The organism is Gillisia sp. Hel_I_86, from assembly GCF_007827275.1.
Taxonomy (GTDB): domain Bacteria; phylum Bacteroidota; class Bacteroidia; order Flavobacteriales; family Flavobacteriaceae; genus Gillisia.
The window spans coordinates 1,856,438-1,879,715 of the sequence record NZ_VISE01000001.1; the positions used below are offsets into that span (position 1 = coordinate 1,856,438).

The 23,278-nt window shown below is 37.5% G+C and carries 26 protein-coding genes; 17 read left to right on the plus strand and 9 right to left on the minus strand.

What is annotated here, in order from left to right:
- The first annotated feature begins 1 nt into the window (after position 1).
- On the plus strand, positions 2-481 hold the full coding sequence (locus tag JM83_RS08275; RefSeq protein ID WP_144961092.1) for a hypothetical protein: 480 nt from the start codon (positions 2-4) through the stop codon (positions 479-481).
- Positions 474-1,499 (plus strand): CBASS cGAMP-activated phospholipase, encoded by a 1,026-nt coding sequence (locus JM83_RS08280; protein ID WP_144961094.1) that lies wholly within the window; start codon positions 474-476, stop codon positions 1,497-1,499. Before JM83_RS08275 ends, JM83_RS08280 begins: the two co-directional genes overlap by 8 nt.
- 105 nt (positions 1,500-1,604) lie before the next feature.
- On the opposite strand, the gene JM83_RS08285 is transcribed toward JM83_RS08280, so the two are convergent.
- A complete protein-coding gene (locus JM83_RS08285) occupies positions 1,605-2,240 on the minus strand; it encodes an N-acetylmuramoyl-L-alanine amidase (RefSeq protein WP_144961096.1) in 636 nt (211 codons plus the stop codon).
- A gap of 189 nt (positions 2,241-2,429) precedes the next feature.
- On the opposite strand from JM83_RS08285, the gene JM83_RS08290 reads away from it, so the two are divergent.
- On the plus strand, positions 2,430-2,717 hold the full coding sequence (locus JM83_RS08290) for a hypothetical protein (protein ID WP_093977174.1): 288 nt from the start codon (positions 2,430-2,432) through the stop codon (positions 2,715-2,717).
- Positions 2,718-2,765: 48 nt separating this feature from the next.
- On the opposite strand, the gene JM83_RS19435 is transcribed toward JM83_RS08290, so the two are convergent.
- Positions 2,766-2,897, minus strand: a complete 132-nt coding sequence (locus JM83_RS19435; RefSeq protein WP_261376907.1) for a hypothetical protein — start codon at positions 2,895-2,897, stop codon at positions 2,766-2,768.
- A 122-nt stretch (positions 2,898-3,019) separates the two neighbouring features.
- On the opposite strand from JM83_RS19435, the gene JM83_RS08300 reads away from it, so the two are divergent.
- Positions 3,020-5,422, plus strand: coding sequence for a TraG family conjugative transposon ATPase (locus JM83_RS08300; protein WP_144961099.1), 2,403 nt, complete (start codon positions 3,020-3,022; stop codon positions 5,420-5,422).
- 61 nt (positions 5,423-5,483) lie between these two features.
- Here JM83_RS08300 and JM83_RS19765 read toward each other — a convergent pair whose 3' ends face one another.
- On the minus strand, positions 5,484-5,555 hold the full coding sequence (locus JM83_RS19765; RefSeq protein ID WP_144963707.1) for a lipase family protein: 72 nt from the start codon (positions 5,553-5,555) through the stop codon (positions 5,484-5,486).
- A 3-nt stretch (positions 5,556-5,558) separates the two neighbouring features.
- Here JM83_RS19765 and JM83_RS19445 point away from each other — a divergent pair, with 3 nt between their 5' ends.
- From JM83_RS19445 to JM83_RS08335, 7 genes are all read left to right on the plus strand, one after another.
- The gene (locus JM83_RS19445) at positions 5,559-6,014 is read left to right on the plus strand and encodes a conjugal transfer protein (protein WP_409994703.1); all 456 of its coding nucleotides are present in this window, start codon (positions 5,559-5,561) and stop codon (positions 6,012-6,014) included.
- A 2-nt stretch (positions 6,015-6,016) separates the two neighbouring features.
- Positions 6,017-6,859 (plus strand): hypothetical protein, encoded by an 843-nt coding sequence (locus JM83_RS08310; protein ID WP_144961101.1) that lies wholly within the window; start codon positions 6,017-6,019, stop codon positions 6,857-6,859.
- A 10-nt stretch (positions 6,860-6,869) separates the two neighbouring features.
- Positions 6,870-7,478 carry a conjugal transfer protein TraK gene (locus JM83_RS08315; RefSeq protein ID WP_144961103.1) on the plus strand — a complete coding sequence of 203 codons (609 nt, stop codon included), beginning with the start codon at positions 6,870-6,872 and terminating at the stop codon, positions 7,476-7,478.
- On the plus strand, positions 7,475-8,404 hold the full coding sequence (gene traM, locus JM83_RS08320) for a conjugative transposon protein TraM (protein WP_144961105.1): 930 nt from the start codon (positions 7,475-7,477) through the stop codon (positions 8,402-8,404). The genes JM83_RS08315 and traM overlap by 4 nt, the downstream gene beginning before the upstream one ends.
- A 30-nt stretch (positions 8,405-8,434) precedes the next feature.
- Positions 8,435-9,268, plus strand: a complete 834-nt coding sequence (locus JM83_RS08325; protein ID WP_144961107.1) for a DUF4138 domain-containing protein — start codon at positions 8,435-8,437, stop codon at positions 9,266-9,268.
- A 145-nt stretch (positions 9,269-9,413) separates the two neighbouring features.
- Positions 9,414-10,313, plus strand: a complete 900-nt coding sequence (locus JM83_RS08330) for an NmrA family NAD(P)-binding protein (protein ID WP_144961109.1) — start codon at positions 9,414-9,416, stop codon at positions 10,311-10,313.
- A 9-nt stretch (positions 10,314-10,322) separates the two neighbouring features.
- Positions 10,323-11,243, plus strand: coding sequence for a helix-turn-helix domain-containing protein (locus tag JM83_RS08335; RefSeq protein WP_144961111.1), 921 nt, complete (start codon positions 10,323-10,325; stop codon positions 11,241-11,243).
- A gap of 106 nt (positions 11,244-11,349) precedes the next feature.
- Here the strand turns inward: JM83_RS08335 and JM83_RS08340 are convergent, their stop codons facing one another.
- A complete protein-coding gene (locus JM83_RS08340; protein ID WP_144961113.1) occupies positions 11,350-12,390 on the minus strand; it encodes an NADP-dependent oxidoreductase in 1,041 nt (346 codons plus the stop codon).
- A gap of 169 nt (positions 12,391-12,559) precedes the next feature.
- Between JM83_RS08340 and JM83_RS08345 the strand changes: the two genes are divergently transcribed.
- Complete coding sequence (locus JM83_RS08345; protein WP_144961115.1) at positions 12,560-12,904, plus strand: winged helix-turn-helix transcriptional regulator; 345 nt, start codon at positions 12,560-12,562, stop codon at positions 12,902-12,904.
- A 200-nt stretch (positions 12,905-13,104) separates the two neighbouring features.
- Here the strand turns inward: JM83_RS08345 and JM83_RS08350 are convergent, their stop codons facing one another.
- Positions 13,105-13,881: an SDR family NAD(P)-dependent oxidoreductase gene (locus JM83_RS08350; protein WP_186434971.1), complete on the minus strand. Its 777-nt coding sequence runs from the start codon at positions 13,879-13,881 to the stop codon at positions 13,105-13,107.
- Between the two features lie 130 nt (positions 13,882-14,011).
- Between JM83_RS08350 and JM83_RS08355 the strand changes: the two genes are divergently transcribed.
- Entirely contained in the window at positions 14,012-14,353 is a 342-nt protein-coding gene (locus JM83_RS08355) for a winged helix-turn-helix transcriptional regulator (RefSeq protein WP_144961119.1), read from the plus strand.
- 32 nt (positions 14,354-14,385) lie between these two features.
- Here the strand turns inward: JM83_RS08355 and JM83_RS08360 are convergent, their stop codons facing one another.
- Positions 14,386-14,820, minus strand: coding sequence for a winged helix-turn-helix transcriptional regulator (locus tag JM83_RS08360; RefSeq protein ID WP_261376403.1), 435 nt, complete (start codon positions 14,818-14,820; stop codon positions 14,386-14,388).
- 47 nt (positions 14,821-14,867) lie between these two features.
- Here JM83_RS08360 and JM83_RS08365 point away from each other — a divergent pair, with 47 nt between their 5' ends.
- The 4 genes from JM83_RS08365 to JM83_RS08380 all read left to right on the plus strand — a co-directional run bounded on the left by JM83_RS08365 (position 14,868) and on the right by JM83_RS08380 (position 18,225).
- The gene (locus JM83_RS08365) at positions 14,868-15,479 is read left to right on the plus strand and encodes an FMN-dependent NADH-azoreductase (protein WP_144961121.1); all 612 of its coding nucleotides are present in this window, start codon (positions 14,868-14,870) and stop codon (positions 15,477-15,479) included.
- 147 nt (positions 15,480-15,626) lie between these two features.
- A complete protein-coding gene (locus JM83_RS08370; protein WP_144961123.1) occupies positions 15,627-16,529 on the plus strand; it encodes an NmrA family NAD(P)-binding protein in 903 nt (300 codons plus the stop codon).
- An 11-nt stretch (positions 16,530-16,540) separates the two neighbouring features.
- Entirely contained in the window at positions 16,541-17,278 is a 738-nt protein-coding gene (locus JM83_RS08375; protein ID WP_144961125.1) for an SDR family oxidoreductase, read from the plus strand.
- Positions 17,279-17,310: 32 nt separating this feature from the next.
- Entirely contained in the window at positions 17,311-18,225 is a 915-nt protein-coding gene (locus JM83_RS08380; RefSeq protein ID WP_144961127.1) for a helix-turn-helix domain-containing protein, read from the plus strand.
- Positions 18,226-18,443: 218 nt separating this feature from the next.
- Here JM83_RS08380 and JM83_RS08385 read toward each other — a convergent pair whose 3' ends face one another.
- Genes JM83_RS08385 through JM83_RS08395 form a run of 3 tightly spaced genes read right to left on the minus strand, consistent with a single transcriptional unit; the run spans position 18,444 to position 23,272 of the window.
- Positions 18,444-20,723, minus strand: coding sequence for a hypothetical protein (locus JM83_RS08385; RefSeq protein WP_144961129.1), 2,280 nt, complete (start codon positions 20,721-20,723; stop codon positions 18,444-18,446).
- Positions 20,724-20,726: 3 nt separating this feature from the next.
- Positions 20,727-21,896: a hypothetical protein gene (locus JM83_RS08390; protein ID WP_144961131.1), complete on the minus strand. Its 1,170-nt coding sequence runs from the start codon at positions 21,894-21,896 to the stop codon at positions 20,727-20,729.
- A 5-nt stretch (positions 21,897-21,901) separates the two neighbouring features.
- Positions 21,902-23,272 carry an RNA-binding domain-containing protein gene (locus tag JM83_RS08395; protein WP_144961133.1) on the minus strand — a complete coding sequence of 457 codons (1,371 nt, stop codon included), beginning with the start codon at positions 23,270-23,272 and terminating at the stop codon, positions 21,902-21,904.
- Between the last annotated feature and the right edge of the window lie 6 nt (positions 23,273-23,278).

Here is a 23,278-nt window from a genome sequence, read left to right on the forward strand (position 1 = left end):
AATGAGTAGTAGGTATTTCAAGTCGAATGGCAAAAGAACTCTTAAAGGGTTACTCTCTTCCGAACATCTTAAAAAGATCAAAGTAGATTTTCCAGAAGTTAGAGTTGTCAAAAACACTTGGAATAGCTTTCAAATTATTTTAGAACTCCAACCTACGGCAATAAGTGAAAAATATCATCTTATGGTTATCTATGAACAAAACAGATGGGTTAAAGTTTTTGTGGTGAATAAGGAATTAAGGATTGCCGCGAATAGGTCAAAGCTACCGCACGTTTATAACAGCAAGGAACAACAGCTTTGCTTGTACTCGTCCAGCAAAAAGGAATGGGACGGATTTAGCTGCATTGTAGATACAATCATTCCTTGGGCAAGTGAGTGGCTTTACTATTATGAATTGTGGCTACCTGAAGGCAAATGGTATGGTGGCGGCCACAATGAATACTCCAATGAGGACAATACAGAAATATTAAAAAATGAATAAGAAAAAGTTTAAAATATTATCGATTGATGGAGGTGGGATAAAAGGAGTCTTCCCAGCAATGTTTTTGATGCTTTTAGAGGACGAGCTAAAAAATCGTTCAGATGGCAAAACCAAAATCTATCAACATTTTGACTTGATAACAGGCACATCCACCGGTGGTATTATTGCAATTGCCCTAGCACTCGGTATTTCTGCAAAGGAAATCTATAATTTGTATTTGGACAATGCAAAAAAAATATTTGGCAATAAAAAACCCTTCTTTTTCGGGCAAATCCGAAATTCCGCTCACGAGCGTAATTTTCTTGAAACGTTAGTTCGTAATAAATTCAAGGAAGCAAACGGTGGAAAGGACCCGAGGTTAAAAGACTGTAAAACGGACATTTGTATTCCCATTTATGATTTGATTCAAGGTAATCCTAGTGTACTTAAAACTAAGTACCATCCAGCCTTTGAACGGGATTATCACATTCCTGCATACCAAGCTGCAATGGCCACTTCTGCCGCTCCTACATATTTCGACCCCTACACATCTGATTATATTGATTTGAACGGGACCAAAAAGGATTTTTCAAACAAAGTAGATGGCGGTGTGATGGCCAATAATCCGACATTGGTTGCTTTTTTGGAAGCTACTAAGGCTTTTAAAGTTGAGATGTCACAACTGGAAATACTCTCTTTGGGTACGGGCTATAAAAAATTTACAGATGGTAATTCTAGGAAAAAGTGGGGGCTTTATTATTGGATGAGAAAAGATAAACGCCAGAGGCTTATTGATTTATTTATGCAAAGTCAATCTCAACTCGTCGCAAATTATATTAGTCTTCTGTATCAGGGAATTGATAAAAGAGAAAAAGACAATCCGAATTTTGTCTATGATAGAATTGATGTTCAGCTTAACGAGGATAACTTTATTGATATGGACGAAAGCGATACAGCCAAAATTAAAAACTTCGCTGAGTTGGCATCAATCGAGTTCCAACATAATAGGAGCTCAATTATTAAAAAACACTTTTATTAGACTAGAATTTTGCAGTCTATATTTTTTTAATGGAAAGTAGTAATTCATTTAAAAGGCTAAGCAAGAGCCGCCTCATAATAATGAAAACTTTTTTGAATAATTCTTTCATCTTTTTTGATATAATTGATGGTTAATGAGGTAAGCCAATATTTTATTCTGATTTGAATGAGTTAAATAGCGTGAATCATCTTCATTGGATAGAAATCCCAATTCTACCAATACCGAAGGACAATAATCAACAGTTTCCCGCAACACTTGAAAATCCGCAAACTTCACACCCCTACTTTCAAACCCTAACTTCTTTTTAATTTGGTTCTGCAATTGATAGGCAAACCAAACAGACTCCTTTGAGTTTTCAGATTCGTTCTTGCCAACATATACCTCCATCCCTCTTGCAGTAGGATTATGAGAATGATTGCAGTGCAGGGAAATAAACAAATCAGCATTTAGCGCCTTGGCCAGTTTAGTCCTACCCGATAATGAAACAAGCGTATCGCTATAACGGGTTAAGTAAATATCCAATGGTGCTTCCGACTTTTTGTTAAGCCTTAAAATTTCCAAGGCAATATCCAGTACCACTTCCTTTTCTTGAACGCCATTTATGCCGATGGCACCGGAATCTTTTCCTCCGTGACCAACATCGATCACGATTCGTTTTTGAGCGTCAATTTCCTGCCCAAAAAGGATGCACATTTTTAAGAGCAAAATTGCAAAACTGACGTTTTTGAGCACTTTTTTCATTTTCGATTTTCAGGTTATTAACAACTTAGCTTCAAAATTCCATAGAATTTGACATCAAATAACAGCAACGGAATTCAAACAGAAACAAATAATATTTTATTCACAAATATTTGATTATCAATTATTTATAAACAAATATATGTAAATTTCGAATAACGAAAACGAATCAAAATTTTAAACTTTTCCGTTATGAAAAAATCAATCTATTTGGCAACTTTCCTTTCACTGGTTTCAACATCGCTATTTGCACAGATCGGAGGAATCGAAGATTCCGTTAACGATGTTTCCGATACCATAAGGACCATCTTCCCGATTATACTGGGCGTCATCTTCCTCATCGGCTTCCTCTTTAATGCGGGACATTTCTTTGGTGAAAATGCCGATCTGAAAAAAGGGATTACCCGTGTTCTGGTCTTTGTACTTATTGCAGGTGCAGTGGTTGGAATTTTCACCTACCTAATCTCTATCGTAGTCTAACCCACTAAGTGGGATTTATCTACCTAGTTGTATGAAGAAATTCGAGGTCTATAAAAACATCAGAAAGCAGGCGGTCATTTTTGGGCTGCCCATTTCCCTATTTGCAGTAATGATGATTTGCATAGTGGCTTCGCTGTTGGTCATTATCTTCTCCTTCAGTTTTGCGATGATTATAGGCATTTTGATTTTTAATGCAGCCTTATATGTTGCCTTGACACGCATAACCAACAACCCCCAGCTTTTTCAAATGACAAAAGTCTTCCCACAAATCATAAGTAATAAAAGAAATTCCGGCTTCGAGTATGGACAAGATTAACCTTTCGGCATATCAACCTATCGCGGATATTCAGGACAATATCATTTTTGCCAACAACGGCAATGTGGTCTTGTGTTATGAAGGCAATCTACCGGAAATCTATTCACTATCCGAAAAGGATTTTGAGGATATGCACGGAGCTTGGTTTCAGGCATTGAAATCCTTACCCGTGGGTACCGTGGTTCATAAACAGGATATCTACCTGAAGAAATCCTATTCGTCCGAACAACTTCCTAATACAACCTTTTTGGAAAAAGCGACCCACGACCATTTTAAAGGGCGCAGCTATATGGAGCATAAATGTCTTTTCTTCTTCATTTTAACCAAGAACAAGGCGCTCAACAATCCAAAATATGTCAACCCATTTAGAAAGGTCTCCAAGGGAATCGTTCAGGAAATGGATGACAACATAAAAACGTTCATCGCTTCGGTCAGCGATTCGGTTTCCTTTATCAATAACAGCCGTAAAGTTAAACTGACACCACTGAACCCAGAAATAATAAAGAGCATCAGTGATGCTTATTTCAATGGCTTCAACGAAGGTTTTGATACCGATATACTTCTTGAAAAGAAGAACGTCACTATTGGCGAAAATTATTTTGATGCCCTGGCCATCAACAGCGAACTGTGCTTTGGCGAAAGTGTACAGAGCAGCAAGACCAACGAGAAATTCACTTCTGACGATTTTGTATTTCATCAAGGGTTTATTGATGGTCTAGGGCTTACGCTAAATGAAAATCACATTGTCAACCAGATTCTCTACTTGGACGACAAACAGAAATGGCGCAAGCTGTTGGACAAGAAAATTGAGGAACTGAACAAGAGTTCCAATTTTGGGTCCCAGAACAAAGTGGTACTCGGAAAAATCCAAGATATCCTTGACCAGATCAATGCCGATGATAATGCACGGATTATCCGTGGTCATCTAAACATTGTGTATTGGTCAAAGGATGCCAAAGAACTGGATAAAATCACCTCAAAGATAAAGACCGAGTTTAAGGAATTGGATATTATTCCATACTATCCAAGAGGGGAAGAACGCAAGAATTATATACTGAATAGTTACTGCTGCTTCTCGTCCAATTTCTCGAACAACGATTTATATGTAACCGATCTGAAACACGCACTCTGCCTGTTCATCAACAATACCAACTACAAATCGGATGCTACCGGAATCATCTTCAATGATCGGGAACACAACATTCCAGTGCTTAAGGATGTTTGGGACGAACGAAAAAAACGCATCAAAGCGCGGAACTTTGCCATTTTTGCACCAACGGGCGAAGGAAAATCCTTTTTGGCCAATAATATCTTGCGTCAATATTTTGAAAGCGGGGTTCGCTTGGTCATCATCGATTTGGGTGGTTCTTATACCAAATTCGCCAAACTCTACCCTGAAAAATATACCGTGCTCCGTTATGAGAGCGGAAAGAATTTGGGTATTAACCCATTTTACATCAGCAACATCGATGACCTTACCCCTGAACGGCTGGAAGATTTATCGGTTTTTCTATTTGAACTGTTCGCTTCAGATTTGAAAGTAACCAAGGCACAATCAGTTTCGGTTAAAAAAATATTACGCCATTATTATAAAAGTACTTCAGAAGACCATTCTTTGGATGGCTTTTACAGTTTTATAGAAAGGAATCAAGAAAAGCTTCTTGACACCCTAAAAATCCATCCCGACTACTTCAATGCTACGAGCTTCTTGCACGTAATGTCCGAATATGTCGGCGATGGTCTATATAGCTTCCTATTTGAAGTGAGTGAAGACCAGACCTATAAAATCGAGGACAAACGATTGATTGTTTTTGAACTGGATGAAGTCAAGGACAATAAGGAAATCCTGTCCGTAATGCTCAAGTTGATTAAATCGGCCATTCAAAGAACCATTTGGAAAAACAGAGCTGAAAAGGGCATCATTCTATTCGACGAGTTTGCCAAGCAGCTGAAGTTTGAGAATGTACTGGAAAGTGTGGAATTCTACTATCAGGCGATCCGTAAACAGAATGGTGCGATTGGCATCATCCTACAATCCATCAATCAACTGCCCAACAATTCCACCTCGGCAAGCATCCTTGAAAATACGCAGGTCATCTATAGCCTGAACAATGAAAAAGGCTATACCGAACTGGTCAAACGCCTCAATCTGTCCAGCCACGACCTGAACCAGTTAAAATCCATCAAGAACAATCTAACCGGGCCTAGAAAGTACACAGAGATATTCATCAAGATCGGAAAGGAAAGCAACATTTTCAGGCTCGAAGTTCCCAAAGAAGTGTATGCAGCTTATCTGACCGATGGACAGGAAAACGAGGCCATAATGGCCATTTATGAAAAGACCAATGATATGGAATTGGCAATAAAAGAATTCACATCTAAAACATAGTATTATGAAATCGAAAATCAAAACAATTTTGTTGGGTTCAGTCCTTACGATTGCCTTTTTATCACCTGGCTGTGCTCCCGCCCAAGGAATGCCCACTTATGACAACACCAATTTTATCAGCTTGGTAAAGCAATTGGTGGAATCAGGAAAACAGACCGCCCAACTTATCAAGTCCGTAAAATTCCTGAAGGATGCAAAGGAAAGCATCGAGAAAGTATCGAGCGTGGTACAACAGCTCAATGCTGTCCAAGAAATTGCAAATAATAACCAACGCCTTATTAATGTAATGCAAAACGATTTACAGGATATTCTGAACTCGCCCTATATCAAACCTGATGAAGTGGCCAGGGTGTCCGAATCGTTTAGCACCATTGTCCAGAACTCCTTGGATACAATGGACTTCATTGACGAGATCCTGTCCAGCGACTATCTCAAAATGAGTGATGCCGAACGTGCAGAAATATTAAAACAAAAGGAAATTGAGTCCAAGGAAATGGTCTCCGATATCACAATCCGGACCAAACGCTATAGGGATATTATTTCTTTTCGAAAAATGCAGGATAAAATCAATAACCGCGAAACCGAATACTAAAGATGACCGCAACCATCATTTTAGGGATAGGGCTCGAATATGTAGACACGGTATTCCAGACCATTCAAAACAGCGACTTCTCGCAATATACCATTGTCGGAATGAAAACACTTGCTGTTTTGTTCTTTCTGGTCAATATCCTTAAAAAATACAACGAAGGTGTTGCGGATAAGGACGGGTATACTTGGGGATTGAGTCCGGGAGAATTGGCCAAGAATTTTGCGGTCGTTCTCTTGGTCATTTTCTCGACACAGGTCTTGGGCTTTTTTGATGCTATTCTGGTGGCCATCGAAGGACAATATCGAGGAACTGCCCCAGCCTTGTTGCCCTTACAGATGCAGGATATTCCCATAGAAGAAGACGTGAATCTAATTGATGTGGCAAAAAATGCAATGACCTTGCTCTACGAAGCTTTGGTGACCCCACTTTTTGGGTTTAAGATATTTACCTTTATCGTCAGCATTATACTTTGGATCCTGGATCTGTTCATCTATCCCTTGTTTTTGGCAGAACGCTTTTTCCTTTTGGGGATAATGCAGGCATTTTTTCCTTTGGTCATCAGTTTGGCGGTTTTTGAAAAGTTCCGCTCCTTGGCATATACCTTTTTTAAACTATATGCAGCGGTGTATATGCTCGTACCAGCATTTTTTCTGGTCAATGTTTTTGTCAATGCCCTCTACACGGAAATCAACACCAACTTTTGGAACAACCTTTTTGATACGGATATGGGCCAAGGTTTCTTTGCCCCAGTGGTGCAATTGGGTTCTGTTGGCTTTATCGTGTTCTTGAAATTCAAGCTGTATCGGCGCGCCACCTCCTTCACTTTAAGACTTTTCACCAACTAATTAAATTTGAATGAAAACACCCTATAAAAACATCTATACCATTCTAAAATTAAATAGGTTCATTATCCTGGCAGTGGTTATATGCGCAACGCTCTTGGGTATATTTTCGGTTTATATGGCCTTCAATATCCACAAGAAAGCTTTGAACAGTGCCTTTGCCATCAACACCGATGGGAGTATTATTCCTTTAAAGCTAGTTACCCAAAAGGAAAATTTCAAGGTGGAGGCTTTGGCACATCTGGAACTGTTCCATACCTATTTCTATAATATCGATGCTAGCAATTATGAAAAAAACTTAAAAAAGGCGCTTTGGTTAGGGAATAGCTCCGTGGATAACCTCTATCGGCAAAAGAAAGCGGATGGCGTTTATAACCGTCTTTTGCAATATTCCTTGGTTCAAAAGGTATTGCGCATCGATTCCCAAATTGAAGAAAACAATGGGACATATAGTTTCAGAACGATTACCCTATTTGAAATCAATCGAGGGTCGATAATCGACACTTATGAATTGGTTTCCACCGGGAATCTGATTACGGTTGACCGAAACTTTCCCAATAATCCGCACGGATTGTTGATTACAGATTACTTCGAGAACACGCTAAAAAAAAATATCCAATGAAAGTAGAAAAAAATAAAATAGTATTTGCTGCCGTACTTGCCGTACTGTTCATTTTCCTGATATCCTATTCTATTTTAATAATGGGCGATGATGAAAGTGAAAACGAGAACCTTGAACAGACCTTGATACCTGAATTGGAACAGGACCAAAAGGAATATGATTCAAAACTGGATGCCATCAACGATCTAAAAGAAGTGAGGGAGACCAACGCACCGAGTATCTATGATGAAAAGATGATTGATTCGCTTGGCTTTTACAATCCGGATCGGCCCGAAATGGAAAAAGAGCGAATCGTTGACAGCATTTACGCTGCCGGAAAAATCAAGTATTCGGATAGATCCTATGAACATTTAGGCGAAAAAAGAACCGCTCTAAACAAAGTTCAGAAAATTGATTCCACGGAACTTAAAATGGAACAAAAGATTGCCGTCAAGGAACTGGGTCTGGAACATCAACTGTTCTTTGCAGCCAATCCCAAGAAAAATGAGCTGTCGATTTTGGGAAGTACGGACGAAATGATATATGCGGTTGTTGATGGAAACCAAGTGGTCAAGACCAATTCCCGGTTGCGGATGCGTTTGGTTCAAGATGCGTTCATTAACAATAAAATGGTGCCAAAAAATACACCTGTTTATGGGTTTATCAGTTTTCAGCCCAATCGCGCCTTGATTACCATTGAAAATATCCAACACCGTCCTACCAATTTAAAAGCCTTTGACCTCCAAGATGGCAGCGAGGGGGTTTATGTGGAAAACAATTTTCGTGCAGAAGCCACCAATGAGGTAATGGATGATATCATAGGTGATATCAATATTCCAAGTGTACCCCAAGTAGGCGGAATCACCAAAGTACTAAAGCGCAACAACCGAAACGTAAAGGTGACCGTTCTCAATAATTACCAGCTACTATTAAAGCCCAAACTATAAGCTCATATTGGGCATTTAAAACATACTCTTATGAAAAATCAGCTATTTATTTCCGCCTTTGTCCTGATGTCTACTTTCAGTAAAGCTCAGAATACTATTGTATTGGATACCATTTATGCCAATGACCAAAAAAATGTCGCGCTATTCTTTCCTGAACCCATTCGCCAGGGCATAACCGGTTCGGATAATTTTGTTTTCACCTATAACAGGGAAAAAGAACAGTATTTGGGACTTTTGCAGGCAAAACCCGGAAAGGAAAGCAACCTGTTGGTGGTCAATAGGGATGGTTCGGTTTTCTCGTATATTATAAGATACAAGGAGCGGCTATCAAAGCTCAATTATTTTATCCAGATGTCAAATAGCATCGGGAATGAAAGACCGATAGCCAATGATTTGATAAAACTTATCAATTCTGAACCCAAGATTGCAAACAAAGAGCATTATTATAAAAGATTCTGTTCTTACCTTCTTGATAGAAAACAACGTATTGGTCACCTCAAAAAACGTAAGGAAGGCGTTGCTTTGAGTGTTGAAAATATTGCTTCTGATAAAGATGAACTCTATTTCGTAATCGAAATAACAAACAATTCCAGCTTGGATTACGATTTGAATTTCTTGAACCTCTCTATAGAAACGAGACAGAAAGGCAAAAAGAAATCATTACAGAAATTGTATCAAGAACCTTTGTTCCAATATAATGTGCCTTCCAGAATTGGTAAAAACGAAACCATGAGATTGGTGTATGTTTTGCCTAAATTTTCACTATCCAGTGAACGTAAGGCTGTTTTGGATCTGAATGAGAAGGGTGGTGAACGTAATATCGAATTGAAATTATCGCACCGATATATCAATAACCCAAATTAATACTATTGGAAAAGGATCAATCAGTTAAGTAATCCTTCATCCCTCATATATTCCCATTTGACTACAAAAACCTGAAATTCGGTTATTTGTCCAAGTCAAAACATCTTCAATTTTGCCCCTATAAATCTTTAATACATCAAAAACCATGAAAATTACCATTACAGGTTCATTGGGGCACATAGGAGAACCATTGGCAAAAACTCTAATCGAAAACGGGCATCAGCTTACAATCATTAGCAGCAATCCAGAGCGCAAGAAATCCATAACAGCAATGGGTGCAAAAGCGATTATCGGCAATTTGGCGGATGTGAATCTACTAATTGAAAGTTTTAAAGGGGCTGATTCCGTATTTACAATGGTTCCCCCCAACAATTATTTTGATCAGGATCTGGACCTGATAGCCTACTACAAAAGACTGGGGGAAGCTTATGCAAAGGGTATTTTGGAAGCAAATATCAAACGGGTTGTCAACTTAAGTACGATCGGCGGTCATTTGGATAAAGAGAATGGGATTTTAAGAGGAGCCCATAATGTCGAGCAAACATTGAATGTATTGCCTTCCCAAGTTTCAATTACCCATATGCGTCCCACTTCATTCTATTACAATCTCTATGGTTATATGGAAACCATAAAATCGGACGGTACCATTTACGCCAACTACGGAAGCAGTCCCATTCCATGGGTATCACCCAAAGATATTGCAAAGGCGGTAGCAGAAGAGCTTACCAATTTGGATTCCAAAAGAACAGTTCGCTATGTGGTCAGTGAGGAACTTACAGGCGAAGAGACCGCACAGATTTTGGGAAATGCCATAGGAAAACCGAATCTGAAATGGGAAATAGTCAGTGACGAAGCCATTGCGAGCAGTCTTAAGTCCATAGGAATGAACCCTGAAATCGCCAAGGGACTCTCCGAAATGTATGCAGCGCTGCAATCAGGGCATTTGGCCGAGGATTATATAAAAAACAAACCCAAAATAATGGGAGAAGTCAAATTAAGGGATTTTGCCGAAGAGTTTAATACGGTATATGAAAATAACCGCTAACTTATGCGCATGATTACCAAGGCACCCTATAGATTCCATACCATCAGTGAATATCATAGCTTCAGGGGATTACCGGCACCGGAACATCCCCTGGTCAGCGTGATCAATTTCGACGATATCGACCTAAACGCCGATGACCCAGAGCGTTTGGTTTTGGGATTTTATACCATTGCATTAAAACGACATCCGGATGCCAAATTAAAATACGGACAGCAAGAGTATGATTTCAATGAAGGTGTTATGCTCTTTATGGCTCCAGAGCAAGTATTTGGCGTGAGTACAACTACGGAAGAAAAACCAACGGGCTGGATGTTAATGGTACATCCTGATTTTTTTTGGAATACCTCATTGGCTACCACCATAAAACAATATGAATACTTTGACTATACTGTCAATGAAGCCTTGTTCCTTTCCAAAAAGGAAGAAGAAGCAATTACCAATATTTTCACGATTATCCGACAAGAGTACCATACCAATATCGATCGCTATAGCCATACTATTATTATTGCTCAATTGGAGCTGTTACTCTCCTATTCCGAGCGGTATTACAATAGGCAATTCATTACAAGACGTATTGCCAATCATGAGATTGTAACACGATTGGAGACGCTTTTAAACGAATTTTTCGGTAAAGAATCCCTTATTGACACGGGAATTCCGACGGTCCAGGAAGTAGCAGACCGATTGCATGTCTCCCCAAAGTATTTAAGCAGCCTTTTAAAAAGTATCACAGGGAGGTCCACCCAACAACATATTCAGGACAAACTCATCGAAAAGGCCAAGGAAAAGCTGTCCACTACCGCGTTGTCTGTTAGTGAGATAGCCTTTGAACTAGGTTTTGAACACCCACAGTCGTTTAGTAAACTGTTCAAGAGTAAGACCAAGCAATCGCCTTCCATCTTTCGTGCACGTTTTGAGTCTGCGAATTAGCACTACATTTTCCAGCATTATTTTATAAATACAGGAGTGTAACCTTATTTTTAATCTAAAATATTTAATTAAGGCTATCGCAACTTTTGAAATAGCCTTAATTGAATTAGATAACTTTGAGCACAATCTTGCCCTGAATATGGCCAAGGGCCGCTCTTTGGTGTGCCTTTTGTGCATCAGCAAGCGAAAAAATGCTGTCGATGGCTATTTGGAGTGTTCCATCATTTAGTAAACGAGCGACCTCTGCGAGTTGAGCTCCATTTGAGCGCACTTGAGTTGCCGAAACTATAACACCTAGTTTCTTAGCCTCATCCGTACCATCAAAGCCCAATGGAAAAATCGGGAACAATGCACCTCCTGGTTTAAGCGTATGCAAGAAACGACCTGTTGTAGGACCGCCAACCGAATCAATAACGAGGTCAACACCAGAAATTATCTCATGCGCATGGGTTTTTGTGTAGTCAATGAATTCGTCGGCACCAAGATCGCGTAAAAATGCTTCCTGCTTTCCGGATGCTACGGCAATTACTCTTGCTCCTTTCCATTTCGCTATTTGAACTGCAAAGTGTCCCACGCCACCTCCAGCGCCGTTCACCAGGACGGTTTTACCTTCAAGTGCTACGGGTTCATGCTTATTAGGTTGGAGCGGATTCTGAACATTGTGCCCTAAATCAATCATAAACTGCCAAGCGGTAAGTAATGACATTGGAGCAGCAGCTGCATGTATATGATCAATTCGTTCTGGTTTAAGAGCGATTTGCGATGCAGGAACGCTTACATATTCTGCATAGGCCTTGCTTTCCCCAAAAACACCCTCGGGAAAACGAACCATACCATATACTTCGTCTCCAATGGAAAAATCCTTGACATCATCAGCGACCCTCTCTACTATGCCTGAAATATCCGTCCCCAAAATAATGGGGAAAGATCCTTCCGGTTGCCATTCCTTGGGAAGGGACTTGTATCCGTCACGAAGATACCAGTCAGGGGGATTCATTCCTATGGCGTGGACTTTTACGAGTACCTCACCTAGTTTCACTTCGGGTACCGGTGCATCTTCATATTGCAGCACTGAAGGACCACCGAACTCGTGCTGGCGTATTGCCTTCATTATGCTTGTCTTTTTACTTTTTTCTATTATCTCCATTTGGATAAGATTTTAAATCGTTAATGAACTCTATTGAGCTCTACTATTATTTGCAATGAATTGGCAAAGTTAGATGCAATGTTTACTTTTGACAAGTATGTACTTATTTGTATGCTACATACCAAAAAGTATGTATTACTGATTTTTAGATAATTAAAACCTAATAAAAGTGAAGAAAAAAGAAAAAGAATGTCCAGATGTTCCTACTTGCTCTGTTGATTATGCATTTAAACGTATCGGTGGAAAGTATAAGGGTAGGATCTTATGGTATTTGCACGAACATAAAATCCTACGATACGGAGAATTGGGCAGGACAGTGCCAGATATTACCACCAAAATGCTGACTCAAACACTTCGGGAATTGGAAAACGACAATTTAGTCGACCGAAAAGTATATCACCAAGTACCGCCCAAAGTGGAATATTCCTTGACAGAGGTCGGTAAGGAGTTGATTCCATTTATCAGTTACCTAAAAGAATGGGGAGATAAACAAATTCAAAAAACCAACTCTTAAAATATCCTAATCACAGTTAAGGGAACAGCATTAAAAAGTTTAAAAAACAAGGGCTTTACACTAGAGCTGGACCTTTAGAATACGAATCTTCTATAATTCTTATTCGGATTGATGAAGCCGCTATACTTATTGACGTTATTTCAATTTCTTTATGGACGTTGTAAAGCGATATTAGAAAAAAGATTTAGTTACACTTTTAATTATAAGTCAATTGCTGCTAGGTCCATTTCCATTCGCTGTTTTTCTTCATCGGTATTCATCTTTTTGAAACTAAACTTTGGAGCTATTCGAGACAGCAGTTTACCCAACTTTGACATTCCTATTACTATTTCATCTTGACCATTCACCAGACCTTTAAACGCCTTTTGAGCGAAAAGTTCAGAAGTCATTAAGGATATATTTTTTCCTTTGTTCATTTGCGTATCAACCGCAGGAGGAATTATCTCTACTACACGGATCGATTTTTTTTGAAGGTTGAACCTTAAGCCTTGTGTTATAGCTCTTAGTGCTGTTTTACTTGCACTATAGGCCGATGATTGTGCCGATGGTATAAAGACATAGCCCGTGGTAACATTTACAATAATAGCGTCAACATTTTTCTCTAAAACAGGCATTAATTCCTGGATCAAGGCCATTGGTGCCACTAAATTTGTCGTTAGTTGAGATTCCAAAATAGGGATATATTTGGGGTCCATAATATCTGTAATACTATAAATTCCTGCATTATTGACCAGAACATTTAGTTTAGGAAAATGATTCGCAATTTCTGTCTTCAAGGCTTTCCTCCCTTCTTTGGATGAAACATCCGCGACAATGGTATGTAACAAGGGAACTTTTTCTTGGGCTTTATCAAGGGTGGCCTTTGTCCTTCCACAGATGATTACTTCGTTTCCTTTATTTAAAAAAATTTCGGCCATGGCCAGACCAATTCCGGTACCACCTCCTGTTATAAGTACCGTATTTCCATTTTGTTTCATTCTTAATATTTTAGAATTCAGTTGCAAAATTAATCCTAACACTATACTTTTGCAAGTAGTTACCATTTAGTATATTAATATACTAAAGGTTACTTTAACTATAAACCAATGCTTTAATAAAATATAATAAATGAAAAATGATGAAAATTGTGAGTTTGACTTATCGGATTTACATTTTATTCTAAAAGTTTTAGGTGGTAAATGGAAACTTCACATCCTGACAAGCTTATACATTGGCAAAAAAAGATTTAAAGAGCTGGAACGCGATGTGGTCGGCATTTCACCGAAGATGCTGATCAAGGAACTAAAGGACCTTGAAGCTATTGGTATTGTAAACCGGCAAACCTTCAATACCGTCCCTATTACCGTTGAATATAGTTTAACAGATGACGGACTTACTTTAAAACCAGTTTTGGATCACATGAGAGAATGGGCAAGTGAGTTTAAACAAAAAGTAAACTCAGTAGGATAAATTTTATAGAAAAGCCTTTAAAATTTAAAAATCTAAATAGTTTTCCCTTTTACTTTGTTCCTATGATTTTCGCCCCAAGAACTTAATTCCTCCAAAACATTTTTAAGTGAATGACTATACTCGGTAGCTTCATAAATAATACTTACCGGGGTGGTTGGATATACGTTCCGTTTAATTAGAAAATTCAACTCCAAATCCTTCAGTTCGTTGGCCAATACCTTGGGAGATATTCCTTTGACTTCCTTTTGAAGTTCATTAAACCGCTTTGAGGAATGCATTAAACAAAGCACCAATGGCAATTTCCATTTGCCATTCAAAACAAACATTGCATCGAATACATTTTTAAGTGACCCTGAACATTCTTCTTTAGTAGGAAGTGTTTTTTCTTCATGAATTTTCATACCGGTAAAGATAAAAACTTTCCTAAAGGAAAGCGCTTTCCTTTGGGTAACTACTATCTTTTGCATAGCTATTCCGGCTAGTTTTGTGTTTTCAAAGTTTAAAAAAATACAAAATGGATTCAAAACGCATCTTACAAATCAACTCCAGTATCATGGGAGATAAATCGTATAGCAGAAAATTAGGAAATGCTATCGTTGAAAAAATAAAAGTGAAATACCCTAATAGTACGGTTGAACAATTGGATTTAGTGGAAAGCAATATCCCGCACTTAACACCAGAAACTTTACAGGCAATGTTTACCCCAGAAGAGCATCAAACCGATGAAGTAAGGCAAGCACTTCAATTGTCGGATACATTGTTGAAACAATTATTTGAAAGTGATATACTAGTAATAGGTGCACCACTTATCAACCTAACCATTCATTCTTCCCTTAAAGCATGGATAGACCATATAACACGTCGTGGAATTACATTTGGCTATAATGAAGCTGGTATTCCAATTGGATTCATCACAGGAAAAAAAGTATATGTAGCCATGAGTTCCGGAGGTATCTATACCGATGAACAAGGCAAATCGAATGATTTTGTAGCACCTTACCTAAAATCATTCTTAGGCTTTTTGGGTATGACCGACCTTACAGTGGTTAGAGCTGAAGGACTTCACATTCCCGTTATACAGGATACGGCATTGGAGAAAGGAGTTCATAGTATTGTAATTAATTAATATACTACTCTCGTCATTTGCTGAAAAAGCCATGAGTATTTCATGGCTTTTTTCATTATCCCCATTCCTGTTATAAAATCCCTCATTTAGGTTATATCCTCTTGTATCCGCTTAATGATATTTGCATCATAAAAATAAAATATAAGTATGAATATAGTAGTTACAGGTTCCTTAGGGAACATCAGCAAGCCACTCGCTACAGAATTGGTCCAAAAAGGTCATAACGTTACCGTCATCAGCAGCAAGGACGAAAGACAACGAGCCATCGAAGACATCGGGGCTAAAGCTGCCATTGGTTCTATCCAAGATGCCGAATTTCTTATAAACACTTTCAAAGGAGCAGATGTGGTTTACCTCATGGAAGCTTGGGAAGGTATCGGTAGCATCTTTGATAAGGATGTGGATTTTGTTGCAGGATTTCATCGTATTGGCAACAATTACAAACAAGCCGTAGAAGTGTCAGGTGTGAAAAATATTGTCCATCTGAGCAGTGTAGGAGCTCACAGCAAAACAGGTTATGGCACGCTTACTGCCCATCACGATGTAGAAAACATTTTGAAACAACTGCCTGATGATGTTGCTATCAAGTTTATGCGACCTGTAGGTTTTTATACCAATCTATACAGGTCTGTTCAAACGATCAAAGACAAAGCTGCTTTCATTTCCAATCACGGTGGCGACGTAAAGGAACCATTGGTTTCACCATTGGATATAGCTGCTGCCATTGTGGAAGAAATGGAATCTCCTTTTGAAGGAAGAAAAGTACGCTATATAGCCAGTGATGATGTTTCGCCAAATGAAATTGCAAAAATTATAGGTGAGGCTATCGGAAAACCAGACTTACAATGGATAATGATTCCAGATGAACAGATGCTCGAAGGCATGTTGGGCATGGGCGTAAATACAAAAATTGCAGAAGGTATGGTAGAAATGCAGGCCAGTCAGCGAAACGGAAAGCTATACGAAGATTTTTATGAAAACAAGCCTACTTATGGTAAGGTGAAATTCACTGATTTTGCCAAAGAATTTGCACTGGCATATAACAAATAAAAGAACGAAAAATGAAGAAAGCATTAATAACAGGAGCCAACAAAAGTATTGGCTATGAAACCGCACGACAACTATTACAAAAAGGATATTACATTTTCTTGGGCAGTCGCAATCTGGAAAACGGAACAGCAGCTGTCGAAAAACTGAAAGCCGAAGGACTAACGAATGTTGAAGTCGTACAATTGGATGTTACCAATGACGATTCAGTAAAATCGGCAAGAATCGAAATTGGTAAAAAAACGGAAGTCCTGGATGTGCTCATCAACAATGCAGGTATCAATGGCGGTTGGCCCCAAGCTGCTTTAGAGGCAAGCATTGACCAGTTCAGACAAGTATTCGAAACCAATGTATATGGTGTGGCAAGGGTTACACAGGCATTCATTGATATGTTGCGAAAATCGCCGCAACCACGAATAGTAAATGTGTCATCGAGTGGCTGTTCGCTAACTTTACATTGCGATCCTACTTGGAAATACTATTCACACAAAGCGGCTGTTTATCCGGCATCAAAAGCCGCTCTCAATATGTACACTATCAATTTGGCATACGAATTAAGGGATACGCCATTTAAAGTAAATGCGGTATGTCCGGGATTTGTGGCAACGGACTTCAATGGCCATCGTGGAACGGGAACCGTTCAAGAAGCAGGTACCCGAATTGCCAAATATGCAATGATTGGCGCGGATGGACCCACAGGAAAGTTTATCAGCGAAGAACACAATCCGGAAACTGGCGAATGCCCTTGGTAAAAATATTGCTTTTGAATTTTGTAAATTTGAGAATGAAAAAGGAAGAGAATACACTTTATAAATTTGAATCATTAACGGACTTTCATCGGGTGTTTGGATTACCAAAACCTATGCACCCGCTGATTAGTTTTGTAGATATAACGGACTTAGAAACTCTACCCTATGATTTTCCGAAATCTATGGCAATGAACTTCTATAAGATTTCCTATAAAACGGGGATGTGTGGGCAAGCAAAATACGGACAAAGCTATTATGATTTTGGAGAAGGTGGCTTGGTGCTTACCTCGCCAAACCAAGTATTTGAAAGTCCCAGTGGCAATCATGCAAGTGGTCGTTTATTACTGGTCCACCCCGATTTCCTTTTAACCTATCCATTGGCAAAGAAGATTAAGGAATACGGTTTCTTTTCCTATGCCACTAATGAGGCACTGCATTTATCAGATAATGAAAGAAAAACAATCTTATCCATTTTTGAAATCATCGACGACGAATTAAAAAGTAGGATTGATGATTTTAGTCAGGATGTCATGATAGCGCAACTTGAACTATTATTAAATTACTGTAACCGTTTCTACAAACGACAATTCATAACTCGTAAGGTCGTAAACAACGATTTATTACAAAAAATAGAAGAAATTTTAGACAACTATTTTAATGACTCCACACCATTGAAGGAAGGAATTCCAACCGTGCAATTGCTATCTGAAAAATTAAATATTTCCCCCAGTTATTTAAGTGATATGTTAAGAACGCTTACCGGTCTAAGTGCACAGCACCATATACACAATAAACTTGTGGAAAAGGCAAAAGAAATGCTCTCAATTTCCGAATTGACAGTTAATGAAATAGCCTACCAATTGGGTTTTGAATATCCACAAAGTTTTAGCCGATTGTTTAAAAGTAAAAGTGGGGTAAGTCCGATGGAGTTTAGGGCTAGTTTTAATTGAATTAAAAATCGAAAAGGATAAATCCATCCTGAAGTATTAATTTTTGATATCAAGTCCCTATAAGTTTACGGGTTATTATCCAGTATTTTCATTGTCCAATGAAAGCAGGGCTGTTTTGGAGCTGAATGAAAGGAAAAAGGAAAACTTAAAATTAAAAGTATTGCAGGACGGGGTGTATAAAATTACAGACAGAAAAATGTCTTAGAACAGGCACCCTTTTAATTATAATAACTTTTGGGGTAGAGTTCATCGTAAACTCTTTTAATAGATTTTTTAAAAATATTGATTCTTTCATCTTCGTGGCCCTCAAGTTCATTAATAATTTCCGCGTAATGACTTTTAACTAACTTTAGTTTACGAATAGAAAGAGCATATAAAAACTCTATAATTGCTTCTCCCTGATACTCATTTATATGTTTGATAAAGGTTTTTATCAAAGTTAGCATATCGTTAGAGTGTTGCTGACTATAAGAGTAGTTAAGTTCTTCTTCCCTTGCGGCCCTGAGTATTGACGCCTGAATGATTCCATCATTAAATCTGTTGAAAATAAAAGGATCCAAAATATTCTTCACGAAACTAGTTTGATATAGACCGTCTTCTTTATTGTTTCGCATATTATTTAATACACAAGATATAGTGAAATAGACATCGGATTGAGTAACATTTTCATGATAATTATTATCATTGAAGAAAGCAGAATTTTTTCTAATTTTAAGTGGTTGTTTGTTTATATCAGTATAGAATATGGATTCACTTCCTCCTCTTGTTTGAATATTTGCAAATTCACTTATTATCTTCAGTCTCTCTTCAATAAATTTTGGCGGTACGCCTGAATCTTGTTGAATCCATTGCAAATGCTCAATCTCTTTTTCCCAAGGTGTGTCAGAGCTTGAATTATCACATTGAATAGCTTCTATCTCAACAAAGGAACTATTTTCTTTACCATAAAGACCATATTTCACATTTGTCTTCAACTCACTATATTTAGACGAGTCACTTATTCTATTGATGCCAATGAAATATATTAACCTTAAGCTCTCATAGTTTCTGAAAAAGCGACTGAGGTAAAGAAGGTTTTTTCCATTTGAAATACAAGATCCAACGATTAAAATTGAACCAACCTCATTCTCCTCAATTAACGATTCTGTCAATTCCGACTGATTAAAAATTAAAATCTCATCTCGAGTATCAGGTTTAATGCGGTTTCGAATATATTCAGATAGCTTAAATGATCCTTTGTCATTAAGATGCACAATATATTTTAGCGAAGCTGGAACATATTGCATTATATAGGCATCTAACTTTTTTTTATGGCTTTCGAAATGACTCTTTCCAATGTCATCGATGACATTCTCATAATCTATATACAAATTATATTTTTTTCTAGCTGCCGATTCTTCACTATATGAAACCTTTAAGGATGTTCTTTCTGTTTCCCCATTGTATTTAAATATTTCTACAAAATCTTTTATTGATTTAGTAATATATTTTGAGGCCGAAATATTTCTTGTATTTATTATTGGCTCATCCAAACTAAATGAGTCCCCTTGAATGCTGATAGGAGTAGAATGATTTTTACAGTAAACACACTCCTCATTTCTTCTTGATTGATGGTATAGATCTATACCATAATTTAGTTTCTTATTTCTTTCCAAATTACATAACACACGTTCTAAAGCCACTTTAGAATTTTTGTCTATTGGCAAATAGAACAGAGTACAAATTTCTTCAGATCGAATTTCTGGGTGAGTACTCTGTAAATAGTTGATTAAACCTCCTGATGTAGATGCGGAGATGAGAAATATTGCATTGTCATAGAAAATTGATTGTTTGTTATAAAGTCCATCATAGGATTTAAAGGATTCAATATTGATTTCTTTATCAGCGTGAAATCTTTTTACAAATTTGGTAATTGAGTATGCTACAACATTTATAGATAACGTATCACAATAGATATTTTCAAACTCTATATTTTGGAAAAGATGAAGTGTATTTATAGCGATAAAATCTATCTCAGATTTATGCACTAAAACATTTGCGGTTCTCAAAAATTTAGTGGAGTGCTTGCCAGATGGAAAAACAAAATGGTGAGATATCCCATTACTTTCTATTAGACCTCCATTGCCAATAAAGATTTCTGCTAAACCTTGATTTAGAATTTCCTTTTTGTTTTTCTCTAAAAAACGTTTCTTTTTGAAATTAAATGATTTCCCGTCATAGGGAACGAAAAAGATATTTTTACGTAAGGAAGTTTCCTCCACTTTGGGTATGCTTTTGAAAATGGTATCAATATTCTCAAGTACTAAACCTTTTATGTTTTCTTCCTTCTTACAATGTACAAATACCAATGCTGCTGTTTGATGATGAAATTTAAAATAATTAGTCAATTCATTTTTGAGCGTACTAAAATTAAAATTGGTGTCAGGGTTAAATATTACTGTAACATTCTTAAAGTTGTCATCTTCAATTTTTGCGTTGTATATATAGTATTTTCCCATTATTTAACTTTTAAAAGGGTATAAAATACTTATAAATGACCCTTGTGACTTGATGGTATTCTGACCGTCGAGAAGATTATTGTTCCAATTTTGCAATACCAGATTGTCTAAATTGTTTTTGTCTACAGGTTCGTATTTATTTTTTATAAGGTCTCGATATAGGCAGTATCTATCTGTGGTTATCCTTAAAAACCCTTTATCATCTAGAATATTTAAAATCCTGTCAAGCCCTTTACCCTTTTTCGTCTTCATATTGGTTTTTGAGGAAGTTTGATTTTTGATAAGACATTTTTTTATAATATCGATATCGCTAACTCGATCTTCTTTCCCAAACTTTTCTACGAACCCAATACCAGAATCGAAAACTAGAATTTCTAGATAATAGATTTGTTGATTGTCATTTGTTGATTGTTGAAGTAGCTTAGGATGAGTAAAAAATTGCTCTAATGGAGTATCCTTGAACTCTTTTTCAATCTTTTCATCTTTACCGATATGAAACCTTATATAAGCACCCCTTATGCTTGGAGATAAATCGACATTATTAGTATCGGTTCTTCCCCATTCCCATGTATTTTTCACAAGTTCAAATATAATGGCACCTATATCTTCAATAATAGGGTCTATCTCATTTAAGTTTTTTCTATTGAATGTGAGGATATAATCCTTTAGAATTTTTTTTACTTTTTTTACTATCTTATCCTCATCATCGTTAAACCCCTCAGGCCCCTCTAATAGCTTTATTAAACCTTTATTTTTGGGAAGGTGATCTGTATTTACTAAAATATACTTGTTCCCTTTAAATTTGGAAAGCGAGTTCATTCTAAGAAAAAACTCATTTTGTTTTACCCTTAGCTTTTCCTTTATATCTATTCCATTTTTATCGATAAAGCTGGAAATATTCCATAACAAAGATATAATTGGATAACTATACTCTTGATCATAAAACTTATCCAACTCACTTTCTTCTACATCTATTTTGACAAACTTTATATTGCTTTTGCTATTTAGATAAAATACAAGCTTTAAAATATCTGAAAGTAAACCGAATCTGTACTTAGTCAAATGTCCAGGCAAAATCAATGTAGTATCAACTAGGTGTTGCTCAATTATTTTATTATAGAGTTGCATCAGTTTTGCTGGTGTGGCAATTGTCGATATTTTAAATTCTGTCATTAGCCTTATTTATTTTCTTTGAAATTAATTTCCCAATAACCCTGCGTACCACCTTGCCGCTTTAAAAATCCTTTATTTTTAATAGCTGTGATATGTTTACCAACAGCAGATTCATTGATGCTTAAAGCTTCCGCTATTGCAGTATAGGTAATAGAAGTATTACCTGCAATAAGTTTAAGAACTTCTTTTTGTCTATTAGTTAGAGTGTCAGCTGCATCTATTGCACCACCTGTTACACCACCTGTTGCACCACCTATTACACCACCTTCTTTATCATCTGCCTTAAAAGTAGATTCATCAGCAACTTCTTTGGCAATAAAAGTCATCCTTAAGAAATTATCTGAAAAACTAAAACTCTCTTTCCCGTAATGTTCCAAAATACGAGGGATGCCAGAACCCAATTGCTCTACGAGTTCTAAGTCCTTGAAAATACGCATCAGTTCCTTGTTTCGTGGTACTGAAAAGCCCTCAAAAAATTCTTGTTTGCTCAATCCTTCTGGCAGACCACCTGCAGATGTGATTTCAATTCTGTCGGCAAAGATTTCAAACTTTGGGGGAATCTCATTGGTGTAGTCGTTATGCACAAATGAGTTAATAATCGCTTCGCGTAAGGCGATGGGATGCCAAAGATTAACTTGCTCCCTTTCTTTTGCTGTTATTTTTGTACTGGTTCTGTTCTCTACGGCAATTTTATCTATTACTTGCTTTGTGGACTTGACCAAGCATTCGTGTCCGTACTCGTTACTTTCTATAAGATCTGTTCGGGTTTTGCCGGAATACTTGGCCACCTTTATAGAAGTATTATTCTTATCTGCCAAAAGATAACCAGCATAGTTGAAAGCACCATCTTCGGTAAGTAGTTCCAAGTTCTTTGCAAATGCTTTACCAAGGGAATAACCCGATTCCTCATAATAGATTTTCAACTGACTAAAGCTTAAATCCTGCCGACCCGCTTTAATCTTACTGATGGAATTTCGGGTACGTTTAGCGAAGAGCTCGTCAATCATTTTTTGTGGCATCGGTTCAGCTGCTGAACCCAAACGAATAAAACAACCCCTTTCGCTCATCCCGTATTTTTTAAGATGATAGGGCTTTTCGGGACCGCTCGCCACAATGATTTTCAGGATAATCTTGCCTTCTCTTTCCTCGCTCACAATATCAAACAAACCCAATGCAGAAGGACGGATATTGTTCTTCAATCTATCCTTAATTTTCAATTGGTCACCATCTGCATCTGCCAAGCCATACGTGTTTCCGTCTTTATCAATACCAATGTATAGAATACCTCCTTCACGGTAGTTCAGAAAAGCAATAACCTCTTTTTCAAGCCCATCGGACAGTTCTCTTTTGTATTCTATACGGTTTGTTTCCGTCATTGTTTT